Raw genomic sequence first — 18727 nt, 5'->3', positions numbered from 1 at the left:
GAGAGCGAATTCCTACGAGTCTGGTCGGAATCGTGCGGACAGGTTATTGTCGGGACCGTGAGCAAGACGTACGAGCGCGCGAGCCGGTCGCCGCACCGTCGTGCCCAACTCTCGTGTATCCGCGGGTGCCTGGCCCGCTGACCGCCGCACCCGTTCCTGCCCTCTCCACACCGCCGTACGGTGATGTCGTGTGCGGGGCCCGAAGGTCAGCATGTCGACGATCAGAACACATCCCGAATCCGGAGCAGAGCCATGAGCGACACCACCCCTGAAGCAACCGATCCCAGCGCGAACTGGAGCTTCGAGACCAAGCAGATCCACGTGGGACAGCCTGCCGGCGGCGACACGAAGGCCCGGGCCCTGCCCATCTACCAGACCACCAGCTACACCTTCGACAACACCGATCACGCCGCGGCGCTGTTCGGTCTCGCCGAACCGGGCAACATCTACACCCGCATCATGAACCCGACGCAGGACGCGGTCGAGCAGCGCATCGCTGCCCTCGAAGGTGGCGTCGCCGCCCTCCTCCTCGCGTCCGGACAGGCCGCCGAGACCTTCGCGATCCTCAACCTGGCGCAGGCCGGCGATCACGTCGTGTCGAGCCCGTATCTCTACGGCGGCACGTACAACCTGTTCCACTACACGCTGCCCAAGCTCGGCATCGAGGTCACCTTCGTCCAGGATCCCGACAACCTCGACCAGTGGCGCGAGGCCGTCCGCGACAACACCCGCGCGTTCTTCGGCGAGACGATCGCCAACCCGAAGAACCACATCCTCGACCTGCCCGGCATCTCGGGTGTCGCCCACGAGAACGGGCTACCGCTGATCGTCGACAACACGGTCGCGACCCCCTACCTGCTCCGCCCGCTCGAGCACGGTGCCGACATCGTCGTGCACTCGGCCACCAAGTACCTCGGCGGCCACGGCACGGCCATCGCCGGTGTCATCGTCGACGGCGGCACGTTCGACTGGACGCAGGGCCGCCACGTCGGTTTCACGACCCCCGACCCGAGCTACCACGGTGTCGTCTTCGCCGACCTCGGCGCTCCGGCCTACGCACTCAAGGCGCGCGTGCAACTGCTGCGCGACATGGGCGCGGCGGTCTCCCCGTTCAACGCCTTCCTCATCTCGCAGGGCATCGAGACGCTGAGTCTGCGCATCGAGCGGCACGTGGAGAACGCACAGAAGGTCGCCGAGTTCCTCGAGGGACGCCCGGAGGTCACCTCCGTCGCCTACGCCGGCCTGAAGTCCTCGCCGTGGTACGACCGCGCCCAGCAGCTCACCCCGCGCGGCGCCGGTGCGATCGTGGTGTTCGAGCTCTCCGGCGGCATCGACGCCGGCAAGCGCTTCGTCAACGCGCTGACCCTGCACAGCCACGTCGCGAACATCGGCGACGTCCGTTCGCTGGTCATCCACCCCGCGTCGACCACCCACTCGCAGCTCACCGGCGAGGAGCAGATCGCCGCGGGTGTCACCCCGGGTCTCGTGCGACTCGCCGTGGGCATCGAGAACATCGACGACATCCTTGCCGACATCACCACCGGTCTCGAGGCTGCCGGCAGCTGATTCCGGCACATCGACAACGGCGACGGCCCATCCCTCGGGGTGGGCCGTCGCCGCGTTCGGCGTATGTGCGCTCAGTCGTTGCGTGCGAGCGCCTGCGCGATCCGCTCGGCCTGCGTGCTGCTCTCGAGCAACTGCCTGACCAGCCACAGACGCAGGACACGAGTGACTGCGGCGGCGAGATGGACCGCCACACCGATCAGAGTGACAGCCACGAAGCCGAGAGCGAGCAACTGGTAGGACAGCAGGTCACGGGTATCGGAGAGGGTCAGCGACGCAATGTAGACGACGAAGATCGCGATGGCGCCGATCACCATCAGGGCCAGGCCGACGATGCGGGCCTTTCCTCCCGAATCCGGACGGGGAGCGTCGAGACCCAGCGCTGCAACGTCCTTCTTGAACTGTTCACGTCGCTCGTCGGCGAGTGCGGTCATGGTCATCCTCCTAGATAGGTGGTGGAAAGTTCTTCTTCGATCTCCGCCGGATCGCCCGTGCGCACCACCCGGCCCTGCAACATCAGCGCGGCACTGGTGGCGATCGGGAGCACCGCTCGCGCGAACTGTTCGGCTACGAGAATCGACACCCCCTCGGCGGCGAGTTCGCCGACGATGTCGTAGATCCGGGAGACGATGCGCGGCGCCAGACCCATCGACAGTTCGTCGAGCAACAGCACCGTGGGATGGGTACCGAGCGCCCGCGACAGCGCAAGCATCTGCTGTTCGCCGCCGGACATCGAACCGGCCAGCTGTGATCGGCGCTCACCGAGAACGGGGAATCGCGTGTACGCCACCTCTTCGAGGTCTGCGAGAGGAACACCGGTGCCGGTTCCGATCCACAGGTTCTCGCGGACGGTGAGGTTGGGGAAGATGCCGCGTCCCTCGGGAATCGAGCACACCCCCAGACGTGCGAATTCCGCTGCGGACACACCGTTGACGACACGGCCGGCCAGCCGGAACTCACCCGACGAGACCGGATGGATACCCGAGCACACGCGCAGGGTCGTCGTCTTACCTCCGCCGTTGGGCCCGAGCAGGGCGACCACCGCGCCCGGTTCGAGTATGAGATCCACGCTGTGCAGCACCTCGATCGCACCGTATCCGGCCCGGACACCCGACAGTTCGAGCAACGGTTCGACGCTCATACCGCTTCCTCCTCGGTGCCGATGTAGGCGTTGATCACTGCCGGATCGTTCTTGATCTCGTCCGGGACGCCACTGGCCAGCACCGCGCCGTAGTCGAGCACGTGAATCCGGGAGCAGATCTTCATCACGAGCGGAATGTCGTGCTCGACGAGGCAGATCGCGAGATCCGAATCGGCCAGATCGCGGAGCAGGGCGGCGAACGCCTCCGTTTCCTGTTCCGTCTGCCCGGAGGCGGGTTCGTCGAGCAGCAGCACCCGCGGCGAGGTCATCAACGCGCGGGCGACCTCCACGACGCGGGCGCGGCCGGTGGGTACGTCCGAGACGTCGGTGCTCGCGATATCGGCCAGGCCGGTCAGCTCGAGGAGCCGGTCGACTTCCTCGTCCAGATCGATCTTGTTGCGTCCGTTGGCATTGTGGATGTCCCCGGCCACTCGGAGGTTGTCGCGCACGGACAGCGACACGAACAACTCGAGACGCTGGAACGTGCGGGCCATACCCATGCGGGCCCGCTTGTAGGGCGGTAGCGACGTGATGTCACGACCATCGAGGAAGACCTTGCCTACCGTCGGCCGTTGCAGGCCGGTGATCGTGTTGAACAGGGTCGTCTTCCCGGCCCCGTTGGGTCCGATCAGGCCCGTCACCGTTCCCGGTTCGATTCCGAGGCTCACGTCCTTGACCGCGACGTGTCCGCCGAATCGGACTGTGATTCCGCGTGTTTCCAGAATGGGTGTCTCAGCCATGAGGAATCAGTTCCTTCTCCGACCCGGTGGCACGTGCGGCCAGAAGTTCGTCGATGCCGAGTTCACGGTCGATCTCGTCCCGTGCCTGCTCGTTGTAGGGCTCGTCGATTCCGATCCGTTCGGGAACCAGCGGCGCGCGACGTTGCGCTTCCTCTGCGCCGAGCACAGCTTCGGGCATCAGCCACTGTCCCACGACCGGAAGCATGAACACCGTCGCGATGGTGATCGACGCGAACCACCAGTTGTCGAGCGCGCCGACGAGCGCGAGCAGGTAGGACACGAGCACCACCGCGGCACCCCCGACCAGCACGGGCTCCGCGTTCTTCAGGTGACGGTAGCCCTCCACCATCTGGTGGACGCTGCCGCTCGGGTTGGCCGCGACGCCGATACCGATGAGCGCGGGGCTCACTGCGGCGACGTGACCGAGGAAGGTCCACATTCCGGCCAGTTCCGGCTGTCCCGCAGCGAGATCGGAGAACGAAACCATGATGACGGCGAAGCCGATACCCGACATCAGACCACCGAACAGCGCACCGGAGACGTAACCGATACCGGCCACGACGGTGAGCATCAGCAGCGACAAGCTCACCATGATCGAGAAGCTTTCGTTCGACACCGAGCCCATCGCACTCGACATGAACAGCCCTCCCAGTCCGGCGATGCCCGCCGACAGGGTGAAGACTCCGAGCTTCAGACGCACCAGGCTCTGGCCGAGCATCGCCGCCGCGGCGGGGCTGTCCTTCATCGCTGCGAGCCGGCGGCCGTAGCCGCTGTTGCGCAGGGCGATGAGGCCCACGCCGAGAACGGCGAAGATCACCGTCACCGTCATGAGGAAGGCCGTCTCGTTCCGCAGGTCGAGTGGGCCGACCTTCAACGGCGGGATCGCGATGTTGCCGTCGGTGAACAGCGAGAACCTGATGCCGAACAGCTCGTGCTGGGTGGTGTCGCGCAGCACCATGTTCGACAGGAACACACCGAACGCCATCGTGGCCAGGGCGAGATAGAGGCCGCGCAACCGCAGGGCCGGAAGCGCAATGAGCCCGCCGATCACGGCCGTGACGGCGACGCCGAGCGCCACGCCCCACAGGTTCAGGTGGGCAGCCAGTCCGCTCCCGGAGATACCGAAGTGGAACGCCACGATCGTCGCGATGGCACCGAAAGATACCGGCGCGAGGTTCATCTCGCCCGCGTATCCGGTCTGCAGGGTCAGCGACAACGCGATGATCGCGAAGGCCATGCCGATCGTGAGGGTCGTGACCGCCGACGTCACCATGAGCAGGCGGATGGCATAGACGATGACGACGAGCGCGACCGCCCAGGCGATCGCCTTGCGCACCGACGGCACGTGGTAGCGCTCCCGGGTACGGGTGACGGCACCGCGCAACCGATCCTGCGGCAGTACGACGAGAACCACGAACAGCGCGATCATCGGCAGGGACACCCGCAGATTCGACGTCCACGTCCACGCGGTCGGGAAGTAGGCGAGCACGTATGTGGCTGCCAGGCCGAGGAACAGCGCACCGGCGAAGGTGCGCGGAATGCTGCGCAGCCGGCCGAACATCGCCGCCGCGAACGCGTCGATGACGAGCAGGGTCAGCATGTTCGCTTCGAGGGTGCCACCGTTGATCGGTGTCACGAGGACACCTGCCAGCACCGCGAGGGTCGAACCCATCATCCAGGACAGCGCGGCGAGCCGGTCGGGGTCGTGCCCGTTCAGGCGCAGCAGATCGGGATCATCGACCACACCTCGCATCGCCACTCCGACGCGGGTGCGCACGAACATGATTCGCAGTCCCACGGCGATGAGCACCGCGGCGGCGAGACAGATCAATTCGTGGTAGCGAATGGTGACGCCGAAGAGGTCGATCCTTGCCTGGTCGCCGAAGAACATCGTCATGGTGCGTGCGGTCTCCGGATGCCAGAACCAGTGCGACACCGAGACCATGCCGAGCAGGATCGACACGGTGACGACGATTTTGGTGACCTCGGCGGTGTCACGCATGCCGCGCATGATCACGACGTAGAGCAACAGGCCCGTCATCGGGCCGAGGACGCCGAGGACGAGAAGCAACGCGACGGGTGTGGGCAGCCCCCAGCCGTAGCGCAGTTGCCAGTAGGCGAACGCACCGAGCATCGCCTGTGCGCCGTGCGCGAAGTTGAAGATGCCGGACGTGTTGTAGGTGAGAACGAGGCCCGATGCAGCGATCGCGTAAACCGATCCGAGCACCAACCCCACGATCGTGAAGGTCAGAAAGGTGTCCATACGAGTACCTCTGGTCGGGGTGCCGGCGAGTGCGTGTCAGGCCTCGCCGGCACCGGGCGCTCGGATCAGACGGTCGGTCTGATGATGTTCGGGTTCAGGTATTTCGTCGCGACGCGGTCGGGTCCGAGTTCGGTGCCCCACGTGCTCGGATCGGTTGCGACGCGGTAGCGGTCGTCGCACTTGAAGGTGCCGGCCTCCGTGGGGAACGCCTGGGTGTATTCGGCGCCGGTGAGCCTCACGACGAGCCCGCAGGTTGCCGGCATGTTGTTCCCGGGATCGGTGACGGCGTGCAGCCCGCCTCCGTCCCACTCGTCGATTCGGGACAGTTCGTCGATGACGCACTGACGGGACAGGTCCGATCCGCAGGCGTCCGCAGCGGTCGCCCACAACAGGAACGAAGAGGTGGCCTGCATGCCGAGCAGCGCGGTCTTGCCGTCCTGCTCGGTGACCAGCTCGACGTACTTCTTCACGGCCGGTACGGCATCAGCGTTCTCGATCATCTGGAAGGTCATGCCGGCGTGGAGGTTGTCGAGCAGACCGCTCTCCCCGTTCCACGCCTGGGCGGCGTTGCCGTACCAGGTGGCCTCACCGAGCAGGATCGGGTCGATGCCGACCTGGTCGAGTGCCTTCACGAAGTTGAACTCGGCCGGCACCGGAGAACGGGACGTCCACAGGCCCTTGACGTCGCACTGCTTGAACTTCTCGGCGAAGGGCGCGTAACTCGACTCGCCCTCGTAGTTGAGCGTGACACCGCAGTTCTTCAGCGTGAAGCCGGCGGCCTCGGCGATGGACCGGATCTTGGTGCTCGCCGAGATGATCGTGGGCATCGTGCTGTCGATGACGTCGAACTCGCCGACCAGGTCCGGGTACATCTCGGCGATCTGGAACCACTGCGAGCCGTTCGCGTAGTCGACCGGGAACGGGACGCCCTGGTAGGTCATTGGACCGTTGGCCGCGTCGGGGGACACGGTGAAGGCGGGGACAGCGGCGAGATTGCACGCGACCCGAGTCTGCTCGGACGTCTGGTCCATGGCGAAGCCGTGACCGACCATCATGAACTCGCTCGCACACGCGTTCTGCATCACGGCGTTGGCCTGCGTCATCGCAGCGTCGTAGTGGGTACCGACGATCGTGCGACCGTTGATGCCACCCTGGGCATTGCACCAGTCGATCATCGCGGAGACGGCGTCACCGATCTCTTTGTTGAGTCCGGGACTTTTCGAGTAGCCCCGGTCGTCGCCGTATCCGATGCGGATCTCGGTATCCGACACTCCCTGGTCGGTGCTTCCTGCCGCATCCCCCGGCCCGCACGGAGACACGAGGGTTCCGAACGATTCCTCGGCCGTGGGGGCCGCCGCTGCGGCGGCTGCCGCCGGAGCGAGGGCGCCCGCCGACGGGTCGGCGCCGCGGTCCGACGCACAAGCGGACGTCGCCACTACGACGGCGAACAGACCCGCCATCGATTTCGAGGCAGCGCTGAGTTTCACGACGATGGACTCCTTGGTCTCGGTCTGGGCTGAAGCGCAATTCCGGGGCGTCGGACGGTAGGCCGGGTGTCGCGAAGGTAGCCACCCCACAGAGTGAGACCTGGGCCACTCTCACTCACCGGGACAAATCTGTGACAGTGAACACAGCGCCTAGGGTTCGATGCACTACATCACCCGAAACAGTTCTCCGATCCCCCTGTGTACGCCCTACTGCGCGACGAAACCGTGCGGGACCGAGAAAGGCGAATCCTTGACAGCACAAGCAGATCTGCAGCAGATGTTGCAGATGGTCGTTTCCCAGCTCACCGGCCCCGGTGGCCGATTCGAAATCGTCGAAGAGGACGTGCGCGGCAACCGGATGCAGGTCATGCGCAACCGCGACCGCCGCATCGGTGACCTCGTCGCCGCGTCCCGGCAATGGGGCGACCGCGACTACCTCGTGACGGCCGATCGCCGCCTCTCGTTCAGCGCGCACGCCGACGCCGTCGCCGCCCTGGCGACCGTCCTGCGCGACGAGCACGGCGTGAAGAAGGGCGACCGCGTCGCGCTTCTCGCGGCCAACTCCCCCGAATGGATCATCACCTTCTGGGCCGCTCAGTGCCTGGGTGCAATTGCAGTGGGCCTGAACTCCTGGTGGACGCCGCCCGAGATCGCGTACGGCGTGAACCTGGTGCGGCCCAAGGTGATCGTCGCCGACGCCAAACGCGCCGCGTTGCTGGGGAGAGCGGGGGTCTCCGGGTTCGATCTGCTCACCACCGAGCAGGACGTGCCCCGGATCGTGGCCGCGGCGTCCGGCGCCGAACTGCCGTCGGCGGACGTGGAGGAGGACGATCCCGCGGTCATCCTGTTCACGAGCGGTACCAGTGGGCGTCCCAAGGGGGCACTGCACTCCCACCGCAACGTGCTCGCCGTCGTCGACTATCACCGATACTCCGACGCGCTGGTTGCCGCGATGCAGCAGCGCCCCTATGACGACTCGGTGCCCAACGACAACCGGTATCTCCTGACCTCACCGTTGTTCCACATCGCGAGCCTGCACAACCTTGCGGTGCCGCGACTCGCAACGGGAAGCGCCGCTGTCATGACGGAAGGCGGGTTCGACGTCGACAAGGTCTTCACGCTCATCGAGCGCGAGAGGGTGACCAACTGGGGTGCGGTGCCGACGATGGCTTCGCGCATGCTCGAGCACGAGAACACCGACAAGTACGACCTCGGCTCGCTCACTGCGTTCGCGCTGGCTTCTGCTCCGTCCTCCCCCGAGTTCAAGCAACGCCTGCAGGCGAAGTTCCCCTTCGCGCGACAGGCTCTGGTGGACAGCTATGGGCTGACCGAGTGCAGCACCGCGATCGCCATGGCGACGGCCCCGGAAATCGAGGCCTTCCCCGGAACCCTCGGCTCCCCCATCATCACGGTGAGCATGGAGATCCGCGATCCGTTCGGCGAACGGGTGCCCGACGGCACCGAGGGTGAGATCTGCGTCCGCAGTCCCTACGTAATGCTCGGCTACTGGGAGGATCCGGCCGCAACGGACGCGGCCATCACCCCGGAGGGATGGTTGCGTACCGGCGACTACGGCGCGATCGAGAACGGACGTCTGCGGCTCACGGGCCGACGGTCCGATCTCATCCTGCGCGGCGGCGAGAACGTCTATCCCACGGAGATCGAACAGTGCCTCGACGAGCACCCCGGCGTCGTCGAGAGCGCCGTGATCGGCGTGGACCACGAGGATCTGGGACAGGAGATCGCCGCCGTCGTCGTGCTGCGACCCGGCAGCACGATCACCGAGGACGAGTTGCGAGCCTTCTGCGCCGAGCGACTGGCCTACTACAAGGTCCCTACCGTCTGGCGGATCACGCAGGATCTGCTCCCCCGCAACGCGACCGGCAAGATCGTCCGACGCTCGATCACCGTCTGACCGGCGAACCCGTCGATCACTCGCCGAGCCCGAACAGCGACGTGGCGTTGTCGCGGCACACCGCGCGGATCCACTCGCTGTCGGGCGCGACGCGCTCGAGCACCTCGAGCTGGTGCAGATAGTCGTACGGAATGTTCGGAAAATCCGTGCCGAGCAGGATCTTCCGACGCAGCGCGTCGAGACGCGGCAGCTGATCCCTCGGGAAGGGTGTGTCCTCCTCGACGAAATCGGTGAACGCCATCGTCGTGTCGAGATACACCCGCTCGTACTGTTCCGCGAGGTCGAGGAACTCGCGGTACTCGGGCAGACCCATGTGCGCGACGATCACCGTCAGCTGCGGGTACCGGCGCATGAGTTCCTGCATCGGAGCCGGACCGGTGTACGTGCCGGGCGCCGGGCCCGACCCGCAGTGCACGACGATGGGCACGCCCGAGTCCTCGAGCAGGCCCCACACGTCGTCGAGGAGCGGATCGAGCGGCGAGTAATCGCCGACCTGGATGTGGGATTTGAACACGCGCGCGCCCGCCTCGATCGCCGACGCGACGTACTCCTTCGCCTCGGCCTCCGGGTAGAAGGTGGCGGTGTGGAGACAGTCGGGGGTCCGGGCCGCGAAGTCAGCCGCCCACGAGTTGAGCCACGCCGCCATCTCCGGCTTGTGCGGGTACAGCATGGCGGTGAACCGGCGTACCCCGAAGTCGCGGAGACGCGCGACGCGTTCCTCCTCGTCGTGCCGGTAGGTGATCGGCCAGGGCCGTCCGACGAGCGGGCCTGCGGAGTCGAAGTACGCCCAGACCTTGTCCATGACCTGGCGGGGCATGAAGTGCGTGTGGACGTCGATCAGGTGATCGAGACCGTGGGTGCTCCGAAAGCGTGCGACCGACTCGACTTCGTTCATGCCGCGACCCTATCCGGCGACCCTCAGCAGGGGTGACGTGAGTAGTTGATATTCGCTCCGGGAGATCGTTGTCACATACCCCCAGCAGGACAAAGGTTTGCCTTACCAATACTATGTGAAACTTGAATTACCGATCCGCGAGCGTCTTGGCACATGTCAGCACGCCGTCCGACCCTTCCTCGGAGTCACCCGTGAAACTGAATCTCAAGCGCCTGCTCCTCGCACCGGCCCTCGCCGGGGCGCTCGTCCTGACCGCCTGCGGTGACAGCGGTATCGACAGCGCCGACGCCGAGAACGGCGCGACCGTCACCATCGAGACCAACAACGGTGAGATGGAAGTTCCTACGGACCCCGAGCGTGTGGTGGCCCTCGACAACAAGTCGTTCGAGATGCTGCGCGATTGGGGCATCACGCCCGTCGCCCTGCCGAAGACCCTCCTCCCCAACACGGGCTTCGACGAGTGGCGTGAGGACGACTCCATCCTCGATGTCGGCACGCACCGCGAGCCGAAGCTCGAACTGGTCAGCGAGGCCGAGCCGGATCTGATCATCGGTGGTTCGCGCTTCACCGAGTTCACCGGAGAACTGTCGAAGATCGCGCCGGTCGTCGACGTCTCCGCGCTGGACGATTCCGAGGGCGGCTACATCCAGGGACTGAAGGATCAGGCCCTCGCGCTCGGGCAGATCTTCGAGAAGGAAGCCGAGGCCGAGGAGATCGTCGCCGAGCTCGAGGCTGCCACCGAAGCTGCCCAGGACGCCACGAACGGTGAGAGCGTCTTCCTCGCGGTCGTCGCGGGCGGCAAGATCGACAACGGTGCAGGCCGTATCGGTCGCCTCCTCGAGGGCGTGAACCTGAAGGACGTCTTCGCCGGCGACGCCGGTGATGTCCACGGCGATTCCGGTCTCGCTCCCGAGACCATCGCGCAGGCGAACCCCGACTGGATGATCGTCCTGGACCGCGACTCCGCCACCGCCGTGCCGGGCGAGGAAGCCCCGCAGCCGGCCGCCGCGGTGATCGACGCGCAGGAAGCGTTCGCCAACACCACCTTCGCCACGAAGGACCAGATCATCTACCTGGACGGCGACTTCTACAAGCGTGAGGGCATCGAGTCCTACACCGAAGCGTTCCAGCAGATCACCGACGCGTTCGAAGCTGCGAACCAGTCGGCACAGTAAGTCCCTGTTGTTCGACGCTCCACAGCAGCCTGCCCCGACCCGAATCACGGGCCGGGGCAGGCTGCGTGTGTGAGCGCACCTTCTCCGGATCCGAGCCCCCATGACGAAGAACAAAGTGCTGCTGCCGGTGATCTCGGTGGTCGTTCTGGCACTGACCGTGGCGTCCCTGATGGTCGGCGGCTACGACATCACCCTCGAATCGCTGATCCACGACCCGGCGGCCCGCGAGATGTTCTTCATCTCCCGCGTGCCGCGAACCCTCGCCCTGATCTTCGCGGCCGTCGCGATGAGCATCTCGGGCGTGATCATGCAGTTGATCACCCAGAACAAGTTCGTCGAACCGACCACCGCGGGCACCGCGCAGTGGGCCGGTCTCGGCCTGCTGGCCACATTGATCGTCGTTCCCGACGCGTCGCCGATGGTCAAGATGGTGATCTCGGTGATCTTCGCGTTCGCGGGAACGATGGTGTTCATCGTCGTCCTGCGCCGGATCGCGCTGAAGTCGTCGATCATCGTGCCGCTCGTCGGCATCATGCTCGGTGCCGTGGTCGGCTCGATCACCACTTTCCTCGCCGGCAACTTCGACCTGCTGCAGTCGATGTCGGCGTGGCGTTCGGGTGGCTTCAGCAGCGTGGTTCGCGGCTTCTACGAACCGCTGTGGGCGGTGCTCGCCGTCGCCGTCCTCGCCTATCTCCTCGCCGACCGGTTCACCATCGCCGGTCTCGGTAGAGACCTCGCCACCAACGTGGGGCTGAAGTACGAGCAGGTCGTCTTCCTCGGCGTCATGCTCGTCGCGATCGCCACCGGCGTCACTACCGTGGTGGTGGGCTTCATCCCGTTCCTCGGCCTGATCGTCCCGAATCTCGTGTCGATGATGCTCGGCGACGACATGCACAAGAACCTGCCCTGGGTCGCCGTCATCGGCGCCGGACTACTTCTCGCGTGCGATCTCGTCGGCCGCACGATCGTCGCCCCCATGGAGATTCCCGCGTCCGTCGTCCTCGGCGTCGTCGGCGCCGTCGTCTTCATCACTCTCGTTCTGAGGCAGCGTCGTCATGTCAGTGCTTGATTCCGTACGCGCCCGGGCCGTCCCGACCGGCAAGGGTGAGCGCCGTCGCCTGTCGCCGGGAGTGCGCCTGGCCATCGTCGCCGCGATCGCCGCCGTAGCGGTCGCCTGCTATCTGTTCCTGTTCATCCGCGGCTCGTTCGACTTCACCTTCCCTCGCCGGCTCACCGTCCTGGGAGCCATGGTGGTCGCGGCGTTCGCGCACGGCATGGGGACCGTCGTGTTCCACACGGTCACCGACAACCGCATCCTCACGCCGTCCATCATCGGGTTCGATTCCCTGTACACGCTGATGCAGACGCTGACGGTCTTCTTCTTCGGAGCCACCGCGATCGCGACCTCCGAAGGCATCCCGAAGCTCGTCCTCCAGACCGGGCTCATGGTGGCACTGGCGACGCTGCTCTATCGCTGGTTGTTCTCCGGCCGTTTCGGCAGCCTGTTCCTGATGCTGCTCGTCGGCGTCGTACTCGGAATGGCGTTCGACAGTCTCTCGACGTTCATCCAGCGGGTGCTCTCCCCCACCGAGTACGACATGCTCTCGGTCGAGCTGATGGGTCGCCTGTCGTCCGTACCCGGCGACTATCTGCCCCTCGCATTCGGCATCTGCATCGTCGTGGGGGTGATCCTGTGGCGCCGTCGCCACCGTCTCGATGCGCTGCTGCTCGGCCGCGACACCGCAACCAACATCGGTGTCGCCTACAAGCGCGAGTTGACGCTGATGCTCGTCCTCATCGCGCTGCTCGTGGCGTTCGCGACCGCATTGGCCGGGCCCATGACCTTCTTCGGCTTCCTCGTCGCCACCCTCGCCTACCAGATCGCCGGTTCGTACAAGCACCAGTACGTCATGCCCATGGCGTTCCTGCTCGGCGTGATCACCCTCGCCTTCGGCCAGTTCTTCATGCAGCACGTCTTCTACGCGGGCGGGTTCCTGACGGTGATCATCGAGTTCGTCGGCGGCATCCTGTTCCTGTTCATGCTCCTGAGAAAGGGAACGCTGTGATCGAGTTCCACGACGTCTCGATGTCGTACCAGGACAAGCGGGTCCTCGGACCCGTCTCCGGCACGATCCGCGAGGGCGGCATCACCTCCCTGATCGGACCGAACGGTGCCGGCAAGTCGACGCTCATGACGATCATCGGCCGACTGCTGCAACCCACCAGCGGCACCGTCACCGTGGGCGGACTCGACGTGCATTCCACGAAGACCCGGGAGCTGGCCAAGCATCTGTCGATCCTGCGGCAGGAGAACCACATCACCGCGCGCCTGACGGTCCGCGAACTGGTCGGCTTCGGTCGATTCCCGCACTGCCAGGGCAGACTCACCGCGGAAGACGTGCGGCACGTCGACGAGGCGATGGAATTCCTCAACCTCACCGACCTCGCAGACCGCTTCCTCGACCAGCTCTCCGGCGGTCAGCGGCAGCGCACCTTCGTGGCGATGGTGCTGGCACAGGACACCAAGTACGTGCTGCTCGACGAGCCGCTCAACAACCTCGACATGAAGCACGCCGTGCTGATGATGCGTCAGCTGCGGCGGGCAGCGGACGAACTGGGCAAGACGATCGTGCTCGTCATCCACGACGTGAACATCGCCGCCGCGTACTCCGATCACATCATCGCGTTGCGCGACGGCCTGATCGTCACCAGCGGCACGTCCGACGAGATCATGCGGGACGAGATCCTCACCGACGTGTTCGATACCCCCGTGACCGTCCACGCGATCAACGGGCAACCCACCGCGGTCTACGCGCGCTGAGCGGAACTTCGCTCAGAACAAGGTCAATTCGGCGTCGTCGGCGCACTTCGGCGGCTTGTGCGCGACCACGGGCGTGCTCGGCACCTCGATCGGTCCGGGCTGCGCCGCGATCTCGCGGGCGGCCTGGCCGGCGAGCGTGTCGGCCATCTCGTTGAAGTGGTTGCCGACGTGGCCGCGCACCCAGCGGAACCGCACCGGACCGGTGCGGTCGGTGAGCTCGCGGTCGATGGCGCGCACGAGTTCGAGGTTCTTCACCGGCGCGCCGGTGGCCGTCTTCCAACCCTTGCGCTTCCATCCGGGCAGCCATTCGGAGGCGCACTTGATCGCGTACTGCGAATCGGATTCGATGATCATCGGCTCGGCGCCGGGATGCGCGCGCAGTGCCTCGAGCACCGCCCGGAGCTCGGCGATCTGATTCGTGCCCGAACGCTCACCGCCCGACGCGCTGGGCCCCTCGTGATTGACCCACGCCCACCCGATGGCGCCACCGGGATTGCGAAGGCAGGATCCGTCGGTGCTCACGATGATCATGCGCCCGACCATAGCCGCACCCTCCGACACCACGAAAGTCGGCTCGAGCGCACAGAGTCGCGAAAGTCGGCTCCAGCGCACAGAGTCGCGAAAGTCGGCTCCAGCGCACAGAGTACGGTAGGACGGTGACCGTGTCCGACGAGCGAGGCCGTCGCATCGCGAGCGTGGCGGACGAAGCACCCCTCGACACCCGCGTGCGCGTGCCGTGGCCGGTCGACGTGGTGCGCACCCTGCGCCCGCTGCAGCGCGGGCCGTGGGATCCGTGTCATCGCGTCGTCGCCGGCGCCGTCTGGCGTACCTCCCGGATGAACACCGGTGCCGTGACGTACCGACTCACCCAGGACGGTCCGCACGGCGCGCGGTGTCTGGCGTGGGGTCCGGGCGCATCCGAGTTGGTCGATCGGCTTCCGGCGCTGCTCGGCGCCGACGACGACCCGTCCGGCTTCGTACCCGAGCATCCCCTGCTCGTCGAGGCGCACCGACGCATGCCTGCCCTGCGCATCACCCGCACGGGCCGGGTGCTCGAATCCCTGGTGCCGGCCATCCTGGAACAGCGGGTGCACGGGGTGGCGGCGTTCGCGTCCTGGCGTCGTCTCGTCACGTGGTTCGGCGATCCGGCGCCCGGTCCGGCCCCGGAGGGCATGCGCGTGCCGCCCTCCGCGGCGACCTGGCGGACCGTGCCGTCCTGGGAGTTCCATCGGGCGAACGTCGACCCCGGCCGCGCACGCACTGTGGTGCGGTGCGCGCAGGTCGCCGACTCCCTCGAGCGCCTCGTGCATGAACCGGCCGCCGACGCCCGACGGAAGTTGCGGGTCGTGCCGGGGGTGGGCGTGTGGACGGCCGCGGAGGTCGCCCAGCGCGCGTTCGGCGACACCGATGCGCTTTCCGTCGGCGACTATCACCTCGCGAAGGTCGTCGGATGGGCGCTGCTCGGTAAGCCCCTCGACGATCCCGGCATGATCGAATACCTCGAACCCCTGCGCCCGCAACGCTATCGGGCGGTTCGACTGATCGTGGAGTCCGGTGGGTACGCGCAGGTTCCGAAACGCGGCCCTCGCACCCCCATCACCGACCACCGTCGGCGGTGACGGGGTCTCGATCCACAGGGCCCGTAATCGTAGACTCGGTCACATGTCCGCCACCCACGACGCGGCCGGCCCCGATCGGCTCGGACACCTCCCGAGCTATCTGATGACCCTGGCGGCGCGACACGTGCATCGCGTCGTGTTCGACCGCCTCGATTCCGCCGATGCCCGAGGTCACCACTACCGGATCCTGGCCGCCCTCGAGGTACACGGTCCGTCCAGTCAGATCGACCTCGCCCGTCGCTGCGGACTCGATCGCAGCGACGTCGCCGCCGCCGTCGACGCACTCGTCGACCGGCGTTTCGTCGAACGAGCACCCGACCCGACCGATCGGCGACGCAACATCATCACCCTCCCCCAGCGCGGGCGCCGGCGACTGTTCGATCTCGACCGGATGCTCACCTCGGCGCAGGACGAGGCGTTCGCTCCCCTCGACGCGGCCGAACGCGCACAGCTCACCGCCATGCTGACCAGGATTGTCGAGTATCACACCAGGCCTGCGCCGATTTCCGCGCAGCAGTCGTAGGCTTGTAGAGGTGCATCCGGCGGAGATCCAGCCGTGAGCACGATCTACGAAAGGACCATCGGCGTGCAGGCCAAACCTTGCCGAGAATCGCGAGTCGTCAAGACCAGCAGGGTGTTTCCCAACGACGTCAACGACCACAACACGTTGTTCGGCGGGAAGCTGATGAGCGACATCGACATGACCGCGTCGATCTCGGCGACCCGTCACAGTCGTGCCTCGGTTGTGACGGCGTCGACCGATTCCATGGCCTTCCTCGAACCCGTCCGTCCGTCCGATTCGGTGTGCCTCGAGTCGTTCGTGACGTGGACCGGACGTAGCTCGATGGAGGTCTTCGTCAAGGTCACCGCCGAAGATCTGCGCAGCGGGGAGCGGCGCATCGCCGCCACCGCCTTCCTCACCTTCGTCGCCGTCGACGACGGCGGTCGAACCATGCAGGTCCCACCGGTGCTACCCGAATCCGACGAGGAACGCAAGCTGAACGAGTCCGGTGACGAGCGGGCGGAGCACCGCCGCATGCACCGCGCGCAGAGTCAGGAGATGGCGAAGTATCTCACCACGAGCCGGCCGTGGTAGGTGCCTTCACCCGGTGAAGGTCCGTCAACGGCCCGTCGCGAAGGCCGGCGAGCAGCCTCGTGAGGTAGATCGGGCAGTGGGACACTGCGCGGACGACATTCGCAGCATCCTCGGGTGGTATGGCGTCGAGTCGCCGGCTCGCGTTCCGGAGGATCGGTCGTTGGAGCCGTGCCCAGGCCCGCTCACCGAGCACCCGCGCCGCTGCCGCCAACGGAAACTGCGCAATGAACGACAAGCCGATACGGAACTCCCTCCATGACAAACGTTTCCGACCGCGACTCGGACTGACAGCAGCCGGCGAACGTGCACGGCCATGGCGTTCGAGTTCGAACCCGACCTGTCCACGGAGGGAGTTCCCGACGATGTGGCAGGTGCCCCAGCCCGATGCGTAGAGTTCACGCTCGATACCGTCGGCGATTCCGCGGACCCGACCTCATGCACCCTGACACGTTCCCGACGACGAGAAAGGAGCATCGTGACCGAGTATTGGAATCACAACACGGTCTTCCACTCGGAGTTGCTCGCAGCGGTTCCGCACCGTGACAGCAGCGTCCTCGATATGGGCTGCGGCGACGGACTTCTCCTTCGGAAACTCGCCACGGCAGCTGCATCGGTCACCGGCATCGATTCGGATCACTCGGCTGTCGCCCGAGCGCGCGCACGCCTTGCCGACACCCCCGACGCGCACGTCGTCGAGGGAGATGTCCTCACCTCGTCGGAACTCGATGATCGGCGCTTCGACCTGATCACGTGCGTCGCCACCCTCCATCACATGCCGCTGATCATCGCGCTCGAACGCATGCGAGAACTTCTGGCCCCGGAAGGGAGCCTGTGCATCGTGGGGCTGTCTGCCAACAAGACCGTGATCGATCGGCTCGTCGCCGGGGCCCTTGTTCTTCCCGTTCGCGTAGCGAGCACCATCCACCGCGAATCCGGCTACCCCGGCATGACGACCGAACAACCCCGCGAGTCACTCGCCGATATCCGTCGCGCGGCCGCGATGGTGCTGCCCGGAAGCCGTATCCATCGACGCTTCTACTACCGCTACACGCTGGACTGGACCAAGCCCCTCTGAGGGAATCAGTGAAATCCCGGTGATCGGCGTCGAACTGTGGAAGTATCTCGACGACTCGACGCGAAGGGGGATCGCGTGTTCGACATCGAGCTTTCGGCAGGAACGATCGAGTACGAGGACACCGGTGGCGACGGACCGGTTCTCGTGTTCATCCACGGTCTACTGATGGACGGAACCGCGTGGCGAAACGTCGTGGAACAACTCCGCGGCACCTACCGCTGCATCGCGCCGACCTGGCCTCTCGGCTCGCACCGCATACCGATGCGCCCGGAGGCAGACCTCACCCTCGTCGGCATGGGCCATCTCATCGGGGAGTTCCTCGACGCTCTCGACCTGCGTGACGTCACGCTGATCCAGAACGATTGGGGCGGCGCCCAGGCCTTCTTCGCCGTGTCGAATCCCGAACGGGTCTCGCGACTCGTGCTCGCCGCGTGCGAGGCATTCGACAACTACCCTCCCGGCCCGGTGAAACGACTCCTGCCGCTGGTCAAGCTTCCGGGTGGGGTACGCCTGCTCATGGCGGTGCTCGGCACGAAGTTCGGCCGGCGTGGCCCCGGCACCTGGGGATGGATGAGCAAACGTCCGGTACCCGGCCCCGTCATGGACGCCTGGTTCCGCCCGGCCACCGTCGACCGGAACATCCGGCGTGATCTGGCCAAGTACGCACTCTCGGCCCCGCCCAAGCAACAGCTGCTCGAGATCGCTGCGAAAGCGGCGCAATTCTCCGGGCCGGTGCTGGTCGTGTGGGCCACCGAGGACCGCATGATGCCGCGCGATCACGGGCGACGCCTCGCCGAGGCCTTCCCCGACGCGCGGCTGGTCGAAATCGACGACAGCTACACCCTGCTGGCCGAAGACCAGCCCGAGAAGCTCACGGCGGCGATCGAAGAGTTCTTGACCGCCACAGCACGCTGAGACGTCCCGCATCCGGATACGA

At 66.2% G+C, this 18727-nt stretch carries 18 protein-coding genes; 11 read left to right on the top strand and 7 right to left on the bottom strand.

What is annotated here, in order from left to right; genetic code table 11:
- Positions 1-252 precede the first annotated feature (252 nt).
- The gene (locus tag BLV31_RS05455) at positions 253-1566 is read left to right on the top strand and encodes a bifunctional o-acetylhomoserine/o-acetylserine sulfhydrylase (protein ID WP_039586519.1); all 1314 of its coding nucleotides are present in this window, start codon (positions 253-255) and stop codon (positions 1564-1566) included.
- Positions 1567-1637: 71 nt separating this feature from the next.
- Here BLV31_RS05455 and BLV31_RS05450 read toward each other — a convergent pair whose 3' ends face one another.
- From BLV31_RS05450 to BLV31_RS05430, 5 genes are all read right to left on the bottom strand, one after another.
- On the bottom strand, positions 1638-2003 hold the full coding sequence (locus tag BLV31_RS05450) for a hypothetical protein (protein ID WP_019290778.1): 366 nt from the start codon (positions 2001-2003) through the stop codon (positions 1638-1640).
- On the bottom strand, positions 2000-2704 hold the full coding sequence (locus BLV31_RS05445) for an ABC transporter ATP-binding protein (RefSeq protein ID WP_006551002.1): 705 nt from the start codon (positions 2702-2704) through the stop codon (positions 2000-2002). Before BLV31_RS05445 ends, BLV31_RS05450 begins: the two co-directional genes overlap by 4 nt.
- Positions 2701-3444, bottom strand: coding sequence for an ABC transporter ATP-binding protein (locus BLV31_RS05440; protein WP_039586515.1), 744 nt, complete (start codon positions 3442-3444; stop codon positions 2701-2703). Before BLV31_RS05440 ends, BLV31_RS05445 begins: the two co-directional genes overlap by 4 nt.
- Entirely contained in the window at positions 3437-5707 is a 2271-nt protein-coding gene (locus tag BLV31_RS05435; RefSeq protein ID WP_064060863.1) for an ABC transporter permease, read from the bottom strand. Before BLV31_RS05435 ends, BLV31_RS05440 begins: the two co-directional genes overlap by 8 nt.
- Before the next feature lie 65 nt (positions 5708-5772).
- Positions 5773-7167 carry an ABC transporter substrate-binding protein gene (locus tag BLV31_RS05430; protein ID WP_174556304.1) on the bottom strand — a complete coding sequence of 465 codons (1395 nt, stop codon included), beginning with the start codon at positions 7165-7167 and terminating at the stop codon, positions 5773-5775.
- A 304-nt stretch (positions 7168-7471) separates the two neighbouring features.
- Between BLV31_RS05430 and casG the strand changes: the two genes are divergently transcribed.
- Positions 7472-9109, top strand: a complete 1638-nt coding sequence (gene casG / locus BLV31_RS05425; protein WP_174556303.1) for a steroid-24-oyl-CoA synthetase — start codon at positions 7472-7474, stop codon at positions 9107-9109.
- Positions 9110-9125: 16 nt separating this feature from the next.
- On the opposite strand, the gene BLV31_RS05420 is transcribed toward casG, so the two are convergent.
- Positions 9126-10004, bottom strand: a complete 879-nt coding sequence (locus tag BLV31_RS05420; RefSeq protein WP_006551007.1) for an amidohydrolase family protein — start codon at positions 10002-10004, stop codon at positions 9126-9128.
- A 191-nt stretch (positions 10005-10195) separates the two neighbouring features.
- Here BLV31_RS05420 and BLV31_RS05415 point away from each other — a divergent pair, with 191 nt between their 5' ends.
- From BLV31_RS05415 to BLV31_RS05400, 4 genes are all read left to right on the top strand, one after another.
- Positions 10196-11179: an ABC transporter substrate-binding protein gene (locus tag BLV31_RS05415; protein WP_052227353.1), complete on the top strand. Its 984-nt coding sequence runs from the start codon at positions 10196-10198 to the stop codon at positions 11177-11179.
- Between the two features lie 100 nt (positions 11180-11279).
- Entirely contained in the window at positions 11280-12248 is a 969-nt protein-coding gene (locus BLV31_RS05410; RefSeq protein WP_033098431.1) for an ABC transporter permease, read from the top strand.
- On the top strand, positions 12235-13245 hold the full coding sequence (locus tag BLV31_RS05405; RefSeq protein WP_232333396.1) for an iron chelate uptake ABC transporter family permease subunit: 1011 nt from the start codon (positions 12235-12237) through the stop codon (positions 13243-13245). The genes BLV31_RS05410 and BLV31_RS05405 overlap by 14 nt, the downstream gene beginning before the upstream one ends.
- Positions 13242-14000, top strand: coding sequence for an iron ABC transporter ATP-binding protein (locus BLV31_RS05400; RefSeq protein WP_033098433.1), 759 nt, complete (start codon positions 13242-13244; stop codon positions 13998-14000). Before BLV31_RS05405 ends, BLV31_RS05400 begins: the two co-directional genes overlap by 4 nt.
- A gap of 12 nt (positions 14001-14012) precedes the next feature.
- On the opposite strand, the gene BLV31_RS05395 is transcribed toward BLV31_RS05400, so the two are convergent.
- Positions 14013-14531: a ribonuclease H family protein gene (locus BLV31_RS05395; RefSeq protein ID WP_033098456.1), complete on the bottom strand. Its 519-nt coding sequence runs from the start codon at positions 14529-14531 to the stop codon at positions 14013-14015.
- 125 nt (positions 14532-14656) lie between these two features.
- Between BLV31_RS05395 and BLV31_RS05390 the strand changes: the two genes are divergently transcribed.
- The 5 genes from BLV31_RS05390 (at position 14657) to BLV31_RS05365 (ending at position 18705) form a co-directional block, all read left to right on the top strand.
- The gene (locus BLV31_RS05390; protein WP_006551013.1) at positions 14657-15619 is read left to right on the top strand and encodes a DNA-3-methyladenine glycosylase family protein; all 963 of its coding nucleotides are present in this window, start codon (positions 14657-14659) and stop codon (positions 15617-15619) included.
- A gap of 43 nt (positions 15620-15662) precedes the next feature.
- The gene (locus BLV31_RS05385; protein ID WP_039586507.1) at positions 15663-16142 is read left to right on the top strand and encodes a MarR family winged helix-turn-helix transcriptional regulator; all 480 of its coding nucleotides are present in this window, start codon (positions 15663-15665) and stop codon (positions 16140-16142) included.
- Between the two features lie 63 nt (positions 16143-16205).
- The gene (locus tag BLV31_RS05380; protein WP_081263431.1) at positions 16206-16715 is read left to right on the top strand and encodes an acyl-CoA thioesterase; all 510 of its coding nucleotides are present in this window, start codon (positions 16206-16208) and stop codon (positions 16713-16715) included.
- 475 nt (positions 16716-17190) lie between these two features.
- The gene (locus BLV31_RS05370) at positions 17191-17790 is read left to right on the top strand and encodes a class I SAM-dependent methyltransferase (protein WP_081263432.1); all 600 of its coding nucleotides are present in this window, start codon (positions 17191-17193) and stop codon (positions 17788-17790) included.
- A gap of 75 nt (positions 17791-17865) precedes the next feature.
- The gene (locus BLV31_RS05365; RefSeq protein ID WP_033098434.1) at positions 17866-18705 is read left to right on the top strand and encodes an alpha/beta fold hydrolase; all 840 of its coding nucleotides are present in this window, start codon (positions 17866-17868) and stop codon (positions 18703-18705) included.
- Positions 18706-18727 lie beyond the last annotated feature (22 nt).

Source organism: Rhodococcus pyridinivorans (genome assembly GCF_900105195.1).
Classification (GTDB): domain Bacteria; phylum Actinomycetota; class Actinomycetes; order Mycobacteriales; family Mycobacteriaceae; genus Rhodococcus; species Rhodococcus pyridinivorans.
This window is presented reverse-complemented; position numbering and strand designations above follow the sequence as displayed.

What these genes read in the sequence shown, in the direction of transcription:
- BLV31_RS05455 (WP_039586519.1), top strand. Translation starts at nt 253, where the DNA reads ATGAGCGACACCACCCCTGAAGCAACCGATCCCAGCGCGAACTGGAGC.
- BLV31_RS05450 (WP_019290778.1), bottom strand. Translation starts at nt 2,003, where the DNA reads ATGACCATGACCGCACTCGCCGACGAGCGACGTGAACAGTTCAAGAAG.
- BLV31_RS05445 (WP_006551002.1), bottom strand. Translation starts at nt 2,704, where the DNA reads ATGAGCGTCGAACCGTTGCTCGAACTGTCGGGTGTCCGGGCCGGATAC.
- BLV31_RS05440 (WP_039586515.1), bottom strand. Translation starts at nt 3,444, where the DNA reads ATGGCTGAGACACCCATTCTGGAAACACGCGGAATCACAGTCCGATTC.
- BLV31_RS05435 (WP_064060863.1), bottom strand. Translation starts at nt 5,707, where the DNA reads ATGGACACCTTTCTGACCTTCACGATCGTGGGGTTGGTGCTCGGATCG.
- BLV31_RS05430 (WP_174556304.1), bottom strand. Translation starts at nt 7,167, where the DNA reads ATGGCGGGTCTGTTCGCCGTCGTAGTGGCGACGTCCGCTTGTGCGTCG.
- casG (WP_174556303.1), top strand. Translation starts at nt 7,472, where the DNA reads ATGTTGCAGATGGTCGTTTCCCAGCTCACCGGCCCCGGTGGCCGATTC.
- BLV31_RS05420 (WP_006551007.1), bottom strand. Translation starts at nt 10,004, where the DNA reads ATGAACGAAGTCGAGTCGGTCGCACGCTTTCGGAGCACCCACGGTCTC.
- BLV31_RS05410 (WP_033098431.1), top strand. Translation starts at nt 11,280, where the DNA reads ATGACGAAGAACAAAGTGCTGCTGCCGGTGATCTCGGTGGTCGTTCTG.
- BLV31_RS05405 (WP_232333396.1), top strand. Translation starts at nt 12,235, where the DNA reads ATGTCAGTGCTTGATTCCGTACGCGCCCGGGCCGTCCCGACCGGCAAG.
- BLV31_RS05395 (WP_033098456.1), bottom strand. Translation starts at nt 14,531, where the DNA reads ATGATCATCGTGAGCACCGACGGATCCTGCCTTCGCAATCCCGGTGGC.
- BLV31_RS05385 (WP_039586507.1), top strand. Translation starts at nt 15,663, where the DNA reads ATGTCCGCCACCCACGACGCGGCCGGCCCCGATCGGCTCGGACACCTC.